This window comes from Paenibacillus lycopersici (assembly GCF_010119935.1).
GTDB lineage: Bacteria > Bacillota > Bacilli > Paenibacillales > Paenibacillaceae > Paenibacillus_Z > Paenibacillus_Z lycopersici.
Genome location: NZ_CP048209.1, coordinates 4,994,325 through 5,010,596, shown reverse-complemented (window position 1 = coordinate 5,010,596; position 16,272 = coordinate 4,994,325). Strand labels below are relative to the sequence as shown.

The 16,272-nt window shown below is 59.6% G+C and carries 14 protein-coding genes; all 14 read left to right on the top strand.

What is annotated here, in order from left to right; all coding sequences use genetic code 11:
- Positions 1–80: 80 nt before the first annotated feature.
- Positions 81–539, top strand: coding sequence for a GNAT family N-acetyltransferase (locus GXP70_RS22070; protein WP_162358830.1), 459 nt, complete (start codon positions 81–83; stop codon positions 537–539).
- Positions 540–702: 163 nt separating this feature from the next.
- Positions 703–993, top strand: a complete 291-nt coding sequence (locus GXP70_RS22065) for a hypothetical protein (RefSeq protein ID WP_162358829.1) — start codon at positions 703–705, stop codon at positions 991–993.
- 207 nt (positions 994–1,200) lie between these two features.
- Positions 1,201–3,270: a bifunctional aldolase/short-chain dehydrogenase gene (locus GXP70_RS22060; protein ID WP_162358828.1), complete on the top strand. Its 2,070-nt coding sequence runs from the start codon at positions 1,201–1,203 to the stop codon at positions 3,268–3,270.
- A gap of 232 nt (positions 3,271–3,502) precedes the next feature.
- A complete protein-coding gene (locus GXP70_RS22055; protein WP_162358827.1) occupies positions 3,503–3,877 on the top strand; it encodes a sensory rhodopsin transducer in 375 nt (124 codons plus the stop codon).
- A gap of 19 nt (positions 3,878–3,896) precedes the next feature.
- On the top strand, positions 3,897–5,180 hold the full coding sequence (gene rhaA, locus GXP70_RS22050) for an L-rhamnose isomerase (RefSeq protein ID WP_162358826.1): 1,284 nt from the start codon (positions 3,897–3,899) through the stop codon (positions 5,178–5,180).
- 107 nt (positions 5,181–5,287) lie between these two features.
- The gene (locus GXP70_RS22045; protein ID WP_162358825.1) at positions 5,288–6,760 is read left to right on the top strand and encodes a rhamnulokinase; all 1,473 of its coding nucleotides are present in this window, start codon (positions 5,288–5,290) and stop codon (positions 6,758–6,760) included.
- 69 nt (positions 6,761–6,829) lie between these two features.
- Positions 6,830–7,594, top strand: coding sequence for a DeoR/GlpR family DNA-binding transcription regulator (locus tag GXP70_RS22040; protein ID WP_162358824.1), 765 nt, complete (start codon positions 6,830–6,832; stop codon positions 7,592–7,594).
- 1,159 nt (positions 7,595–8,753) lie between these two features.
- Positions 8,754–9,482, top strand: coding sequence for a (Fe-S)-binding protein (locus GXP70_RS22035; RefSeq protein ID WP_162358823.1), 729 nt, complete (start codon positions 8,754–8,756; stop codon positions 9,480–9,482).
- Positions 9,479–11,014, top strand: a complete 1,536-nt coding sequence (locus GXP70_RS22030) for a LutB/LldF family L-lactate oxidation iron-sulfur protein (protein ID WP_162358822.1) — start codon at positions 9,479–9,481, stop codon at positions 11,012–11,014. Before GXP70_RS22035 ends, GXP70_RS22030 begins: the two co-directional genes overlap by 4 nt.
- Positions 11,007–11,738 (top strand): LutC/YkgG family protein, encoded by a 732-nt coding sequence (locus GXP70_RS22025; RefSeq protein ID WP_162358821.1) that lies wholly within the window; start codon positions 11,007–11,009, stop codon positions 11,736–11,738. Before GXP70_RS22030 ends, GXP70_RS22025 begins: the two co-directional genes overlap by 8 nt.
- Before the next feature lie 345 nt (positions 11,739–12,083).
- Positions 12,084–12,791, top strand: coding sequence for a FadR/GntR family transcriptional regulator (locus tag GXP70_RS22020; protein ID WP_162358820.1), 708 nt, complete (start codon positions 12,084–12,086; stop codon positions 12,789–12,791).
- 197 nt (positions 12,792–12,988) lie between these two features.
- Complete coding sequence (locus GXP70_RS22015; protein WP_162358819.1) at positions 12,989–13,618, top strand: DNA-binding response regulator; 630 nt, start codon at positions 12,989–12,991, stop codon at positions 13,616–13,618.
- 454 nt (positions 13,619–14,072) lie between these two features.
- Positions 14,073–15,527 (top strand): cardiolipin synthase, encoded by a 1,455-nt coding sequence (cls, locus tag GXP70_RS22010; protein WP_404822278.1) that lies wholly within the window; start codon positions 14,073–14,075, stop codon positions 15,525–15,527.
- Positions 15,528–15,566: 39 nt separating this feature from the next.
- Entirely contained in the window at positions 15,567–16,247 is a 681-nt protein-coding gene (locus GXP70_RS22005; protein WP_225442517.1) for a GTP pyrophosphokinase, read from the top strand.
- The last annotated feature ends 25 nt before the right edge of the window (positions 16,248–16,272 follow it).

The window sequence follows — 16,272 nt, the reverse complement described above, 5'->3', positions numbered from 1 at the left end:
ATCGCTATGATTATCGCGAATCTCTACTAACGCGTATCGTTATGATCATAGATGACAACGAATGAAAGAAGGGCTCTCGAATGATAGAAATCATCCCGCTCGACAAGACGGAACTCGTTCAGCGACTGCTTCATATTCAGCATGCGGCTTATCGCATAGAAGCGGAGCTGATCGGATTCGACGATATCCCGGGTTTGCGGGACACGCTCTCGTCGCTTCGCGATTGCGGAGAGACGTTCTTCGGCTGGTTCGAAGGCGGCGGGGAGGGGGAGCTGGCGGGAGCGATCGCATATCGGGCGGAGGGCAGGGTCGTGGATATTCACCGTCTCGTCGTGGATCCGGCGCATTTTCGCAAAGGCATCGGGGAAGCGCTGGTTCGTCATCTCTTCGCGGCACACGCTGGGTGCGCGTTCATCGTGGCGACAGGCTCGGCCAACCTGCCGGCGAAGCGGCTGTACCGCAAGCTCGGCTTCGCCGAAATGCGCGAGCGTCAGGCGGCGCCGGGGCTTTGGATAACGGAATTCGAACGGGACGGCTAGCGTCTTGGGCGGATCGCGCGACCTGCAGGTGAGCCGTTCTAGGAAGCGATCATCCCCTTCGCAAACGGCATCTTAAACAGAAATTGATGTCGGTTGCGGCTGACTTTGCGTTATGATGGGGGAATGTGGCAGAAGAAGAAGAAGCTCGATTGGAGGACTAAGCATGGGCGAACGGCCATTTTACGAGAAAATGTTCACGCTGACGGAGAACGGCTTCCTGTTCCTGAGCGCGATGACCGGCCTCGTTATCGTCATCGGACTGATCGCGGCGTTTACGGTGTTCAGGTATCGGCTCACGGGCAAGAAGCTGATGTTCCTGGGCGGACAGTTGATCGTTCTCGGCGCGATCTTCAACCTCATCGTCGATTTCAAATTCCGGTTTCCGAGCGCGGCCTTCATCTGCATTCTGCTCGGAATTGCCGTTACCTTCCTGGGGCTGTTCCGCAAGGATTAGCCCGTCCGATGCCGCGACTGGCCGCCGGCGCCGGACCTTGGCCCGTTTCCGAACCTATCGGAAGCGGGTCTTTGTTTTGCTCTGGTACATCAACTTCAATACGTAAAATTAATGTTTGTTTTTGTTTGAAACCAACTATTCAAAAACAAACAAACATGCTAAACTGAGTCCATACGCACTTATACCCACTCATTCGGAGGTAAACAAATGGTACAGAGCTTATGGGATCATGCGAAAGCTTCATCGAGCCAAGGAGGACTTGAGCAGCTCGTTTATCGTTCCAACATCATCGGCGCGGATCGCCGCGTCTGCAACTGGGGCGGCGGCAATACGTCCAGCAAAACGACCGTGAAGGATTTCCGCGGCCGCGACATCGAAGTCATGTACGTCAAAGGAAGCGGTTCCGATCTGGCGACGATGAAGGCCGGCAATTTCACGGGACTTCGCATGGAAGATATCCGCCCGCTGTTCGAGCGCGACGCAATGTCCGACGAGGAAATGGTCGCCTACCTGGCGCACTGCATGATCGACAGCAAGCATCCGCGCGCGTCCATCGAGACGCTGCTGCACGCGTTCCTGCCGTTCAAGCATGTCGACCATACGCATCCGGATTCCATCATCAGCCTGTGCTGCGCGGACAACGGCAGGCAGCTGGCGAAAGAGATTTTCGGCGACCGTTTCGTATGGGTGCCGTACGTTCGCCCGGGCTTCACGCTGTCCAAAATGATCGCGCAAGGCGTGCTCGGCAACCCGAAAGCCGAGCTCGTCCTGATGGAGAAGCACGGTCTCGTTACGTGGGGCGAGACGAGCGAGGAAGCGTACGCGCAAACGATCAAAATCATCACCGAAGCCGAAACGTTCATCGAAGCGCGCGTGAACGAGGCGAAGCTGTTCGGCGGCGCGAAGCACAAGGCGCTTGACGCGGACGTCCGCAGAAGCATCGCGGCGCAAGTGATGCCGACGATCCGCGGCGCGGTCAGCGACGAGAAGAAAATGATCCTGACGTTCGACGACGAGGCCGACGTGCTGGCATTCGTAGGCGGCGCGGACTCCCCGGCGCTGTCGCAAGTCGGCGCGGCCTGCCCGGACCACCTCGTGCACACGAAGGTCGTGCCGCTGTTCATCGACTGGACGCCGAACGCCGACGACGTCGAAGGCTTGAAAGCCATTCTGAAAGAAAGCGTCGCCGCGTACAAAAAACAATACGAAGCGTACTTCGAGCGCAACAAGAACGAAGGCGACGTCATGTTCGAAGCCGCGCCGCGCGTCATCCTGATCCCGGGCGTAGGCATGATCAACACGGGCAAGAGCTGGTCGAATTCCAAAGTAAGCGGCGCTCTCTATCACCGCGCGATCGCGGTCATGCGCGGCGCGACGGCGCTCGGCAGCTTCGTGTCGCTGAGCGAGAACGAATCGTTCAACGTCGAGTACTGGCCGCTTGAGCTGTACAAACTGTCGCTTGCTCCTGCGGAAGCGGAATTCTCCCGCAAAATCGCGTTCATCACGGGCGGCGCCGGCGGCATCGGCAGCGAGACGGCCCGCCGCCTCGTATCCGAAGGCGCGCATGTCGTGCTGGCCGACCTGAACCTGGAAGGCGCGGAGCGCGTTGCCGGCGAAATCAACGGGAAGTACGGCGAAGGCCGCGCCGTCGCGGTGAAAATGGACGTGACGAGCGAAGAGGCCGTCATCGCCGCCATCGGCGAAACGGCGCTGGCTTACGGCGGTCTCGACATCATCGTCAACAATGCGGGACTTGCAACGTCCAGCCCGTTCGACCAAACGTCGCTGAAGGAATGGAACCTGAACATCAGCGTGCTCGGCACCGGCTACTTCCTCGTGGCGCGCGAAGCGTTCAAGCTCATGAAAGAGCAGGCGATCGGCGGCAACATGGTGTTCATCGGCTCGAAGAATTCCGTCTATGCCGGCAAGAGCGCATCGGCATACAGCGCGGCTAAGGCGCTGGAAGCGCATTTGGCCCGCTGCATCGCGGCCGAAGGCGGGGAATTCGGCATTCGCGTCAACACGATTTTGCCGGATGCGATTCTGCAAGGGTCGCAGATCTGGAACGGCAGCTGGCGCAACGAGCGCGCGGCGGCTTACGGCATCGAGCCGGATCAGCTGGAAGAGCACTACCGCAAGCGCACGACGCTGCTCGTGAACATCTATCCGCGCGACATCGCGGAAGGCATCGCGTTCTTCGCGTCCTCGAAGGCGGACAAAACGACGGGCTGCATGCTGACGATCGACGGCGGCGTGCCGGCGGCTTTCACGCGCTAATGCTTTTGTATTGAACATTGAACGAAAGATGAGCCAAGAACAAAGCGGAGCGAGCGGTCGTTGTGAAGAAGCGTCAGCGGCCGCCTTTGTCCCCGGATTTTAACCGTTTAACGGTTAATTCTATTCCGAAAAATCCGGGGACAACAGCGATCGGAAACAACGATTCGCACGCGCAGCGCCGTTCTCTTGCGATTCTTTTGTTCAACCTACCTAATTGAGAGGACGTGTGGACATGCATCAAGCAATTGGCGAGAAACATTGGATCATTCCCGACGGTTTCATTCCCCCGGCGAGCGCGCCCGGGGCGTACGAGAGCCACGAATCCATCTGCGTGCTGAACTGCGCCTCGGAAGAGGCGCGGCTGACGATTACGATTTTCTTCGAAGACCGCGATCCGCTCGAGAACATTGCGTATGTCGTACCCGGCAGAAGAACGAAGCATATCCGCACCTCGTCCCTCTCGGCGAACGGGGCGTCCATTCCGGTGGGCGTGCCTTACGCCATCGAGGTGCTGAGCGACGTGCCGGTGATCGTGCAGTACAGCCGTCTCGACGCCACGCAGGCGGAGAATGCGCTGATGTCCGTCGTAGCCTACCCTATCAAATAAGAGCGAAGGAGCAATGATCATGGACCAAAGCATTGTTGCGAATTACGAAGCGGCGAAGGCGCTGTACGCGCAGCACGGCATCGACGTCGATGCGGTACTGGAGAAGCTGGCCGAAATCAAAATATCGATGCACTGCTGGCAGGGCGACGACGTCCGCGGCTTCCTGAATAAAGATCAAGCGCTTACGGGCGGCATCTCCGTCACGGGCAACTATCCGGGCGCCGCAGGCACGCCCGCGGAGCTGCGCGCCGATCTGGAGAAAGCGTTCTCATTGATTCCCGGCAAGCACAAAGTCAACCTGCACGCGATCTACGTCGATACGGACGAGAAAGTGGAGCTGGACCGCATCGAGCCGAAGCATTTCGAGAAATGGGTCGCATGGGCGCAGGAGCAAGGGCTCGGCCTCGACTTCAACCCGACCTGCTTCTCGCACGAGAAATCGGCCGACGGCTTCACGCTGAGCCATCCGGATCCGGCCATCCGGCAGTTCTGGATCGACCACTGCAAAGCTTCGCGCAAGATCGGCGCCTACTTCGGGGAGCGTCTCGGCCAGACCTGCGTGACGAACGTCTGGATTCCGGACGGCTTCAAGGACGTGCCGGTCGACCGCCTGGCGCCGCGCCAGCGGCTGAAGGACGCGCTCGACGAAGTGTTCGCGGAAGAGCTGAACCCCGCGCATAACCTCGATGCGATCGAGAGCAAGCTGTTCGGTCTCGGCTCCGAAGCGTACGTCGTCGGTTCCCACGAGTTCTACATGGGCTACGGCATCGCCAACAACAAGCTGATCTGTCTCGATGCGGGCCACTTCCATCCAACGGAAGTGATCTCCAATAAATTGTCTTCCTTGTCCTTGTTCGCGGACGGCATTCTGCTTCACGTCAGCCGCCCGATGCGCTGGGACAGCGACCACGTCGTCACGCTGGACGACGAGCTGATCGATATCGGGCGCGAGCTCGTCCGCGGCGATCTGCTGGGCAAGACGCATATCGGCCTCGACTTCTTCGATGCGAGCATCAACCGCGTCGCGGCTTGGGTCATCGGCACGCGCAACACGATCAAGGCGCTGCTGCGCGGCTTCCTCGATCCGGTCGAAGCGCTCCGCGAAGCCGAGCTGAACTTCGACTTCACGACGCGCCTGGCGCTGCAGGAAGAATTCAAGTCCTATCCGTTCGGCGCGGTATGGGATTACTATTGCGCGAAACAAGGCGTGCCGGTTCGCGAAGCATGGCTCGCCGAAGTGAAAGCCTACGAGCAGAACGTGCTGCTGAAGCGCGGGGCGGAAGCCGCCGTGGCGAAGAAGTAATCGCCGGCCGAAGCTGGCCCGGCCGCTGCGGATTCGTCCGCAGCGGTTTGCGTTTCGGGGGCAGCCGGAGAAGAACAAGCATAGACGAACGTTGAGGAGGACTTCCTTTGCCCAGCATTTTGGCATACGACCTTGGGGCGAGCAGCGGCAGGGCGCTGCTTGGCCGTCTTAACAACCGCACGATCGAGGTGGAGGAGATCCATCGCTTCGGGAACGATCCGGTAGCGATCGGCGACCGCCTGCAATGGGATATTCTTCGTCTATATCACGATATCAAGCAAGGGCTGCTGAAAGCGAAGCATGCCGGCGAGACCCCATCCAGCCTGGCGATCGATTCCTGGGCCGTCGATTTCGGCTTCATCGGGCGGAACGGCGAGCTGCTCGGCAATCCGTACCATTACCGCGACCGCCATACGGACGGCGTGATGGAGCGGACGATGGCGCGGCTGACGCCGGAGCGGATTTTCGGCCGCACGGGCATTCAGTTCCTGCCGTTCAATACGATCTATCAGCTGGCCGCATTGAAGGAAGCGGATTCGCCGCTGCTGGAGCAGGGCCGGCATTTCCTGATGATCCCGGATTTGCTGCGCTACTTCCTGACGGGCGAGATGTTCGGCGAGTTCTCGAACGCGTCGACGACGCAATTATACAATCCGATCCTGGGCGGCTGGGACGCGGACCTGCTCGGCGATATCGGCGTCTCGCCGGCGCTGTTCGGCACGGTCGTGCAGCCAGGCACGCGCGTCGGGCAGACGCGCGCGTCGCTGACGGAGGAGCTAGGCATCGGCACGATCCCGGTCTACGCGGTTGCCGAGCACGATACGGGCGCGGCGGTTGCGGCAGTGCCGGCGCTCGAGCGGGATTTTGCCTACTTGAGCTGCGGCACGTGGTCGCTCATGGGCACGGAAGTGGACCGGCCGGTCATGGGCGAGCTGGCGCAGGAGCTGAACTTCACCAACGAAGGCGGCGTGAACGGAACGTTCCGGCTGCTGAAGAACATCATGGGCCTCTGGATTCTGCAGGAGACCCGCCGGACGTGGGAGAACGCGGGAATGTCGTACGGCTTCCCCGAGCTGGTGGCCCTCGCGGAGCAGGCGCCGGCGTTCGGCTCGTTCATCGATCCGGACGACCCGATGTTCCTCCATCCCGGCGACATGCCTTCTCGTATCGCGAGCTATTGCGCGAACTCGGGGCAGCGCGCGCCGCAGACGCCGGGCGAGACGGTCCGCTGCATTCTGGAAAGCCTTGCTTTGAAATACCGATATGTGCTTGAATTAACAGAGCGCCTGTCGGGCAAAAGCTTCAGCGGCCTCCATATGGTCGGCGGCGGCATCCAGAACGCGCTGCTGTGCCAATGGTCGGCGAACGCGATCGGCAAGCCGGTATGGGCCGGACCGGTCGAGGGCAGCGCGCTCGGCAACCTGGTCGTCCAATGGATCGCGCAAGGCGAGCTGAAGGATATATGGGAAGCGCGCCGGGTCATTCGCGAATCGTTCCCGGTCACGGAGTACGAACCGCGCGATGGCGCGGCTTGGGAAGCGGCGTACGGGAAGTTCCGCGCGCTTGCGGGCCTTTCCTGATGAGTGGCTTTCAATATTGATGCAATGATAATAACGATACGATCGAGAATACGCAGGAAGAGGTAGACTATGCTGGTTGCAGAACGCTATGAGAAAATTGTTGGGCTGGTAAACGAACGCGGCAGCATCCGGGTGACGGAGCTGAGCGAGCTGTGCCGGGTGACGGAAGAAACGATCCGCCGCGATTTGGACCGGCTTGAGCAAGCCGGCCGGCTCCGCCGGTCTCATGGCGGGGCGGTGAGCGTCAAGGATGCGCCGTCGCAGCCGGAAATTCCGTACGCGGAACGCGAAATCACGCATGCGGAGGAGAAGCGGCGCATCGCCAAGGAGGCGGTGAAGCTGATCCGTCCGAAGGACCGCATCCTGCTCGATGCCAGCTCGACCGCGTGGTATATGGCATCGATCCTGCCGGACGTGCAGCTGACGGTGCTGACGAATTCCATCAAGGTAGCGACGGAGCTGAGCGGCAAGGAGCGCATCGAGGTGATCTCCACGGGCGGCACGCTGGCGCAGCGTTCGCTGTCGTTCGTCGGTCCGCTCGCGGAACGTTCGCTCGACGCGTATCACGTCGACAAGGTATTCTTCTCCTGCAAAGGCGTGCATCTGGAGCGGGGCATCAGCGAGTCCAACGAGCTGCAGGCGCGCATCAAGCAGAAGATGATCGGCATGGCCGACGAGGTCATCCTCCTCGCCGACGCCAGCAAATTCGGCGTCCAGGCGTTCACGCATGTGGCGGAGCTCGGCGACGTGCACCGCATCATTACGGACCGCCGCGTGCCGCAGGAGTCGCTCGGCGCCCTGGCGGAGCGGGGGATAGACGTGCAAACGGTGTAGGTTGCAGGCGGGGCGTGAGCGCCGGCGCATGGTAAGCTGCTGGACAACGCGAGCCGCGGCTTCCGAGCTGCAGCTATGGGGCTTGCGTCGGCAGGTACGGGCCCGCGTCGGCAGCAATGCCGGCCGCGTGGGTAGCAGCGCCGGCCGCGTGGGCAGCGGCGCTGGCCGGGTTGGTAGCAATGCCGACCGGGTCGGCAGCAACGCTGACTTCGTCGGTAGCAACGCTGCCCGCGTCGGCAGGTCTGGGACCGCGTTGGCAGCAATGCCCACCGGGGCGGTAGGTACGGGGCCGCGTCGGCAGCAACGCCAACTGCGTGGGCAGTTACGGCCCGGGTCGGCAGCAACACCGACCGCGTCGGTACAATGTCGTCCCGTCGGCAGCTACACGACCTTGCCAACCTCGTCTGCCGAACTTACCGCTTGGAAATCCGATTCATGCTGATTAGGCAGCAGTGAGAGCCGTGGAACAAGGAAGCGGACAAGAGATTCGCTATTAGCCGGATTTCTTCCCCTTTTCGTGTCCTCGCGGACAGGAGATCCGCTATTGCGCTCGAAAGGCATGTATTCGGGGCTTACGTGCGGCCATAACGGATCGTGTGTCCGATGGCACCTCCCCAACCTCCGATATTGCCGAATTAACGGATCTATTGTCCGTTGCTCTTGGCAGCTGCCACTGTCTGCTTAAGCATCGTCGATAGCCAGGGCATGTTCATACTCGACAGCCTGGGAAATCCGCGTTTTTCAAACGTCGGGTTTCTTTGTGCTATTGGCAACGTCATGGATCCGAATTGCGCGGTCGCGATATGGAGCTTCATGCCCGGTCATCGTACACTTCAGCGAATGGAGCATGCGTGATCGATGAGTAACGTCGTCTAGCTTGCCATCGCGATTAAGCTTGCCGGCGATTTAGGTTCCTACATCGAAGCGATCGCTGCGCGTGTAGAAATAGGGCTGAATGCAAGCCGCCTGCTGCCCTCCGGGCGGTAGTTTGAGTTACGAATTGCGCGAAACACAAAAGTCGCGAATATCGGCAAATACGGACATTTTTGTATTGTCAACATGTCTGACAACCTGATAAAATGATAATCATAAACCACCCTGGTCGCTAACTTTGTTCGCTGCTCGGGTATGCAACCAACTTGGAGAGAGGTGCCGTGTAGTGAAAGTCTCGATGTTTATTACATGTTTGAGCGATGCCTTATACCCTCGCGTCGGGGAAGCGATGGTTCGCCTGCTGGCGAAATACGGCGTCACGCTTGAATTTCCGACCGTGCAGACCTGCTGCGGGCAGCCGGCGTTCAACGGCGGCTATTGGAAGGAAGCGCGCGAGACGGCGAGCACGATCATCGCCGCGTTCGAGGATGCCGATTTCGTGATCTCGCCTTCGGGCTCATGCACCTTCATGATCCATCACTATCCGAAGCTGTTCGAGCATGATCCGGTCATGTTGGAGAAAGCGCTTAACCTGCAGGCGAAATCGTACGAATTCACGCAATTTCTCGTGCAGGTGCTCGGGATTACGGACGTCGGGGCACGATTCCCGCATAAGGTGACTTACCATCCGTCCTGCCACGGCAGCCGGCTGCTCGGCGTGAAGGAAGAACCGCTCGTCCTGATGGAGCAGGTGGACGGCCTCGAATTCGTCGAGCTGCCGTTCGCGAACGACTGCTGCGGTTTCGGCGGCACTTTCGCCGTGAAGATGTCGGACATTTCCGGCGCGATGGTGAGTGAGAAGTCGGAGCATGTCCTGGAGACGGAGGCCGAGGTGCTCGTCGGGCTCGATATGGCATGCCTGATGAACATCGCGGGCAATTTGCGGTATCGCGATAAGCCGGTGCGCGTCATGCATCTGGCCGAACTGCTATATGAAGGAGTGAAGGGCGCATGAGCGGAGCGGGCACGGGAACGACGGCTGGCGGCGCAACCGTCAAGGAGCGCGCCGGACTGGCGCTGAACAACGATTTTCTGCGAAAAGCGGTCAAATTCACGACGGAGCGTCTGCGCGCGGGCAAGATGAACGCGGCGGCCGATCACGGCAACTGGGACGAATGGCGCGAGCGCGGCCGGCAAATTCGGCTGCATACGATCGCGCATCTGGACTATTACTTGAATCTGTTCGCGGAGAACGCGCGGGCGAACGGCGTGCACGTGCATTTCGCGGAGACGGCGGCGGATGCGGTGAAGATCGCGCTCGACGTGGCGAAGCACGCGGAAGCGAAGACGGTCGTGAAGTCGAAATCGATGGTCACCGAGGAGCTGCATTTGAACCATGCGCTCGAGGAAATCGGCGTCGAGGCGATCGAGACGGACCTTGGCGAGTATATCATCCAATTGGCGGGGGAAACGCCGTCGCATATCATCATTCCGGCAATCCACAAGAACCGCTATCAGATCGCGGAGCTGCTGTCGGCCGACGCGGGCGAGACGCTGGCGCCGGATACGCAGGTGCTGGCGGGCTTCGTGCGCCGCAAGCTGCGGGAGAAGTTCCTGGAAGCGGACATCGGCATGACGGGCTGCAATTTCGCCATCGCCGAGACGGGCTCGATGGTGCTGTTCGAGAACGAGGGCAATGCCCGCATGGTCACGACCGTGCCGAAGACGCAAATCACGCTCATGGGCATGGAGCGCATCATTCCGTCCTTCGCGGACCTGGAAGTGATGGCGACGCTGCTCCCGCGTTCCGCCACGGGCCAGAAGCTGACGGTGTACATGTCCGGCATTACCGGGCCTCGCCGCGGCGCCGACGCCGACGGACCGGAAGAGATGCATATCATCATCGTCGATAACGGACGTTCCCTGCAGCTCGGCGATCCGGAATTCCAGGAACTGCTCAACTGCATCCGCTGCGGCGCATGCTTGAACGCCTGTCCGGTGTACCGCCATATCGGCGGCCATGCCTACGGCGGCACGTACAGCGGACCGATCGGCGCGGTGCTGACGCCGGCGCTGAAGAAGAACGTCGCGGAATGGGACGATATCGCGAACGCGTCCAGCCTATGCGGCGCGTGCTATGAAGCGTGTCCGGTCAAAATCCCGCTGCACGAGATGCTCATCTACCTGCGCCGGCGCAAGCTCGAAGCCGGCCGCGGCGACAAGCTGGAGGCGGCAGCAATGAAAGGATTCGCGACCGTCATGTCGAACGCCAAGCGCTTCGGAGCGGCGGTCAAGCTCGGTCAGATCGGCCAGAAGCTCGTCGTCAAGGGCGGCGGCATCCGCCTTAAGGTCGGCCCGCTGAAAGGCTGGAACACGTATCGCGTCGCGCCGAGCCTGGCGAAGCAGTCGTTCCGCCAGCAGTGGAAGACGATGGAGGAAGAAATCCGCCACGGACTGCAGGACATGGACCCGGCCATGAAGAGCCGGATGGAACAGATCGTGAAGGATCGCGAATCGGGCAAAGGAGGCCACGGACATCATGGCTAAATCGAAGGAGCATCAAGCGTGGCTGGCCGAGCTGGAGGCCCAATCCCGCGCCAAGCAAGCCGCGTTCATCGACGGCATCTCCAGCAAGCTGCGCAGGCCGCGCCCGACGCAGCCGCCAGCGCATCCTTTTCGGGGCGCGCCGGATTTCTGGCAGGAATTCGAATGGCCGCTAGACGAGCGGGTCGAGAAATTCCGGGCGAATTTCAAGGCGGCCGGCGGCCACACGGAGCGCCTGGCGACAATGGAGGAAGCGCGGGCGTTCATCGCCGGCAAGGCGGCCGACATGAGCGCGCGGTACGTCATCCGGCAGAACCAGCCGGAGCTGAACGCGCTGAACCTGGAAGCAGCGATGCCGGAAGCGTCCTTCTCCGTCTGGAACAGCGATCCGGAGGAGCAGTGGAAGGCGCGCGCGGCGGAAGCGGATTTCGGCGTCGTCGTCGCGGATTACGCGGCTGCGTATACCGGCTCCGTCACGGTGCTCTCGTCGAAGGATAAGGGCCGTTCCGTCAGCTTGCTGCCGACGGTGCTGATGGTCATTATTCCGATCGAGCGGCTGCATACGCGGCTGGGCGAGGTGCTGGTCAACTTCGACCGCATGGGGAGAGAGAACCTCCCGGCAGGCATTCATTTCATCTCGGGGCCGAGCCGTTCGGCAGACATCGAGAACGATTTGACGATCGGCGTTCACGGCCCGGGCGTCGTCTATGCGTTGATCGTCGGGTAAGCTGGCGGATAGCGGGCAGCGTTGCAATTCCGCTCCTGAAGATGATACGATTTCCCAGAGATTCTTCGTGATCGGACCTTAACCTACGCGAAGATAGAGACGGAGTCGCAGCGCGCCAAGCAGCTGGCGTGCGTCCGCCGCGATTGTGCTGTGCCTTGGCGCACGTAGCTGCCGGCGCCTTCACGAGCGCCGAGGGAGGCGAGGGTGAAATGTGCGAGCGGGACGCGATGGGTACGCGCCGCACGCGGTACGCGAGGGCAGGCGGCAAGCGATTGATGCCGACTATCGTTCCGTGCTTCCTATGCTCGTGCGTTGTAACGGCTTGATGAAAGGAGGAGCTTCAGCATGGAAATCACCCGTCTGTCGAAACGCAATCATTATGAAGAAATCGCCGAGCAGCTGAAGCAGCTCATCCTGGACGGCAAGCTGAAGGTCGGCGATAAGCTGCCGTCGACCAAAGAAATGTCGGAGCAGTTCGGCGTCGGCCGTTCGACGACGAGGGAAGCGCTGAGCGCCTTGAAGGCGATGGGATTCATCGAGATTCGCCAAGGCGGCGGCTGCCGCGTCATCAGCAGCGCGCCTGTGCCGGTGGAGCTGCCCGAGCTGCAGGCGCTGCGGATGAACCGCGAAACGCTGCTCGAGCTGCTGGAAGCCCGGCAGTCGCTCGAAGTGTCGAATGCCTCCATCGCCGCAGAGAAGGCGAGCGAGGCCGATCTGGAGCTGCTTCGCGGCCTGGTTCAGGAGATGGAGGCCACGGTCGGCGACGATCAGGAAGGCGAGCGGACGGACTTGCTCTTCCACCTGACGCTGGCCAAGGCGACCCGCAACTCCATTATGCTCCGCCTGTTCGAGTCGATCGTCGGCCAGCTGGAGACGGTTATCCGCGACATTCGGCGGGTTCAGATCTACGCCAATCGATCCGTAGCCGAACGGCTGTACCGCGAGCATCTGGCGATCTTCGAAGCCGTCTCCGCCCGCGATGCGGCGCTGGCCGGCCAGCGGATGAAGGAGCATTTGGAGCATGTGGTGAGCAATTTGATGAAGTATTTGTAGACGGCAGGTTGAGCTTATTAATTGTTGGCGGCGTGTACTCCTTATGCTAAGCTTGTTATCTATTTGTTGTTCATACGTCCTGAAGCACAGGCTGTTCTCTCGTTAGATCGAGGGGCAGCCTTATTTTATTATCGCGAGGAGAGAGGCACATGGATCGGCGGTTTGAGACGGCTTACGCGCGTAGGATGGAACATGCATTGGCGAACAGCTCGGATGAACGGAAACGGAGACTAACGGAACGCGATCAAGCGGAGAAGAAACTGCTCGCCAACGTCTGGTGGCCGGCCGTCGGTCATTTGGATCACCTTCATCCCGAGTATGAGCTAACGGATATGAAAGGAGGGAAGCGATTTGCGGATTTCGCCTACATGCCTCCGCTGCCGCTTCGGTTGATTTTGGAAATCGACGGCTTCGGGCCTCATTGGCGCGACATTAGCCGCTGGAAATTCGCGGACGATCTCCAGCGTCAGAATCATCTGCTCATCCAAGGCTGGCATTTGCTGCGCTTTGCGTATGACGACATCGACGAAAAGCCGCGCCGCTGTCAGCAAACGCTGCTGATGGGTTTGGCCAAGTGGGGCGGGATGGTGGGTACGGAGCAACAATCGCTGGATGTATACGAACGGGCGCTCCTGCACCTCATGCAGGAGCGATGGGTAGAGCTAGCACCGATTGAAGCCGAGAACGCGCTCGGAATAAATTGGCGAACGATAGCGAGAAGCTTGGCTGCCTTGGAGGAAAAAGGCCACATCCACGCAGTGCCGTCTCCTTCGGGAAGAAGGATGCGATATCGACTGCAAGTGAAGGATTTATCTGAGTTTGTCTAGTTCGCAGATGTCGGTCTGCGTACCTCCGTCCATTGATGTTAGTGGAACAGCGACAGGTTTCATTGTCGGAGAACCCGCTGCAATCGAGCAAAGAGGTGCACTACGTGCACTACATTGGTGGAACCCCTGCGAATTGGAGCAACTATCAACAGGGTTACTGTCTTGAGGATTACAGCGCCAGAACCAATCCGATGACTCACCGATCAACGACAAGCCAAGTACCTTGATATCGCAGCGTCGACCGTATCCTTACGCGCAGCGCCGACGCGTATTCCTGACGAACAGTTGCTCGACGTTGACGGACTGCGCGTTTATCAGCGCGTTATTACTCGCGGCTATGCAATACTTGCCGCTCGCCGGGCCAGAAATGGCGGCATGCCTTAATTTTCCTAATAGGCCGGTATCGGTTATACTGGATCTGGGCGAATAACGATCGGCAACGAGGTGCACGAGCATGATGGACTTTGTCTTATCCAATCTGGTTTCCATTATTACAATCATCAACCTTCCGCTCGCGATCGCGGTCATGTTCATGGAACGGCGCAACGTCGGCGTAACGTGGGCATGGCTCATGGTCCTCTTGTTCCTGCCGGCCGTTGGCTTCGTGGTCTACTTGGTGTTCGGGCAGAATTTGAGCAAGAAGAAGCTGTACAAGCTGAACAAGCGCACGAAGGAAACGATAACGGCGCTCATCGAGCAGCAGCGGCGGGAGTTTCGGGATCACCGGATTGTGTTTAATGATGATGCGGCGGAGCAATACGCGGACTTGATCTACATGAATTTAACGAGCGGCTTCGCGCTGTATACGCAGAACAATCATGTCGACATTTATACGAACGGGCCCGATAAATTCGAGGCGTTGTTCGCCGATATTGCGCGCGCGACGCATCATATTCATCTGATGTACTACATCGTCCACAACGACGATATCGGCAGGCGGCTCGTCGAGGCGTTGACCGAGAAGGCGAAGCAGGGCGTGAAGGTCCGTTTTCTCGTGGACGATATCGGGAGCTCGATGCTGAAGCGGGAGTTCTTCCAATCACTCGTGCAGGCCGGCGGAGAAGTGACGTATTTCTTCCCCTCCAAAATCCCGTATTTGAACATACGCGTGAATTACCGCAACCACCGCAAGCTCGCCATTATCGACGGCCAGATCGGCTACATCGGCGGCTTCAACGTCGGCGACGAGTACATGGGACGCAACAAGCGGTTCGGCTTCTGGCGCGATACCCATCTGCGGATCACCGGTTACGCCGTGCTGCAAATGCAGGCGAACTATATGATGGACTGGAATCTGGCCAGCCCCGTCTCCTTCAGCCGCGAAGTGCTGGGCTTGTTCCCGCCGGCGGCGAATACGGGCTCGACGGGCATTCAGATCGTCTCCAGCGGACCCGATCAGACGCTCGAGCAAATCAAGAACGCGTACATCAAAATGATTTTCGCGGCGAAGAAGTCGATCTACATGCAGACGCCGTATTTTATACCCGACGAGAGCGTGCTGAACGCCCTCAAGCTGGCCGTGCTGTCGGGCATCGACGTCCGGATCATGCTGCCGGGCAAGCCGGATCATAAAATGGTTTATTGGGCAACCTTTTCCTATTTGGGCGAGCTGCTCGAGGAAGGCATGAAATGCTACCTCTACGAGAAAGGCTTCCTTCACGCCAAGGCGATCGTCGTCGACGGCAGCGTCGCCTCCGTCGGAACCGCCAACGTCGATATCCGCAGCTTCAAGCTGAATTTCGAGGTCAATGCGATTCTCTACGATACGGAAACCGCTTCGCGGCTGCAACGTATATTCGAAGACGACATGAAGGACTGCACGGAGCTGACGTACGAGCAGTACCAGCGGCGTTCCAGGATGCAGCGATTTCGCGAGTCATGCGTGCGGCTGCTGTCGCCGATTTTATAACAGTCAACAGGCATACATGCCCACCGGGAGTGAAGAACGATGATGGACAAGCAACAGGTTATGGAATGGGCGAAAATGCTCATGAGCTATAAATTCGCGCTGGATGAAGTAAGCACGAAGCTGACGATTCTGAACGAGGAACTGCAGTTCATTCAGAACTATAATCCGATCGAGCATGTGAAGACGCGGATCAAATCGCCCGAAGGCATCGTCGAGAAGCTGCAGCGCAAAGGGCTGGAGGTATCGAAGGAGAACGCGACCGCCTATATTCGCGACATCGCCGGCGTCAGGGTGATCTGTTCGTTCACGACGGACGTGTACCGGGTATACGAGATGATTCGCAGCCAAGGCGACGTGGAAGTGATCGAAGAGAAGGATTACATCCGCAATCCGAAGCCGAACGGCTATCAGAGCCTGCACTTGATTATCCGCATCCCGATCTTCCTGTCGCAGCGGACGGAGCATGTGACGGTCGAAATTCAGCTGCGCACGATCGCGATGGATTTCTGGGCCAGCCTGGAGCACAAAATCTACTATCAATTCCACGACGATATGCCGCTGTCCATCCGCGAGGAGCTGAAAGCGACGGCCGATATGATCGGCATGCTCGACCAGCGCATGCTTCGGCTGAAGGACGAGGTGAACAAGTTCAGCAGCAGCATCGGCGAAATCAGCAAGGAGCCCGCATTGCAAATGCCGATGATGCCTGCGTCGAAGTAGCGGCGATTAGAGTGGGCTGGGCATG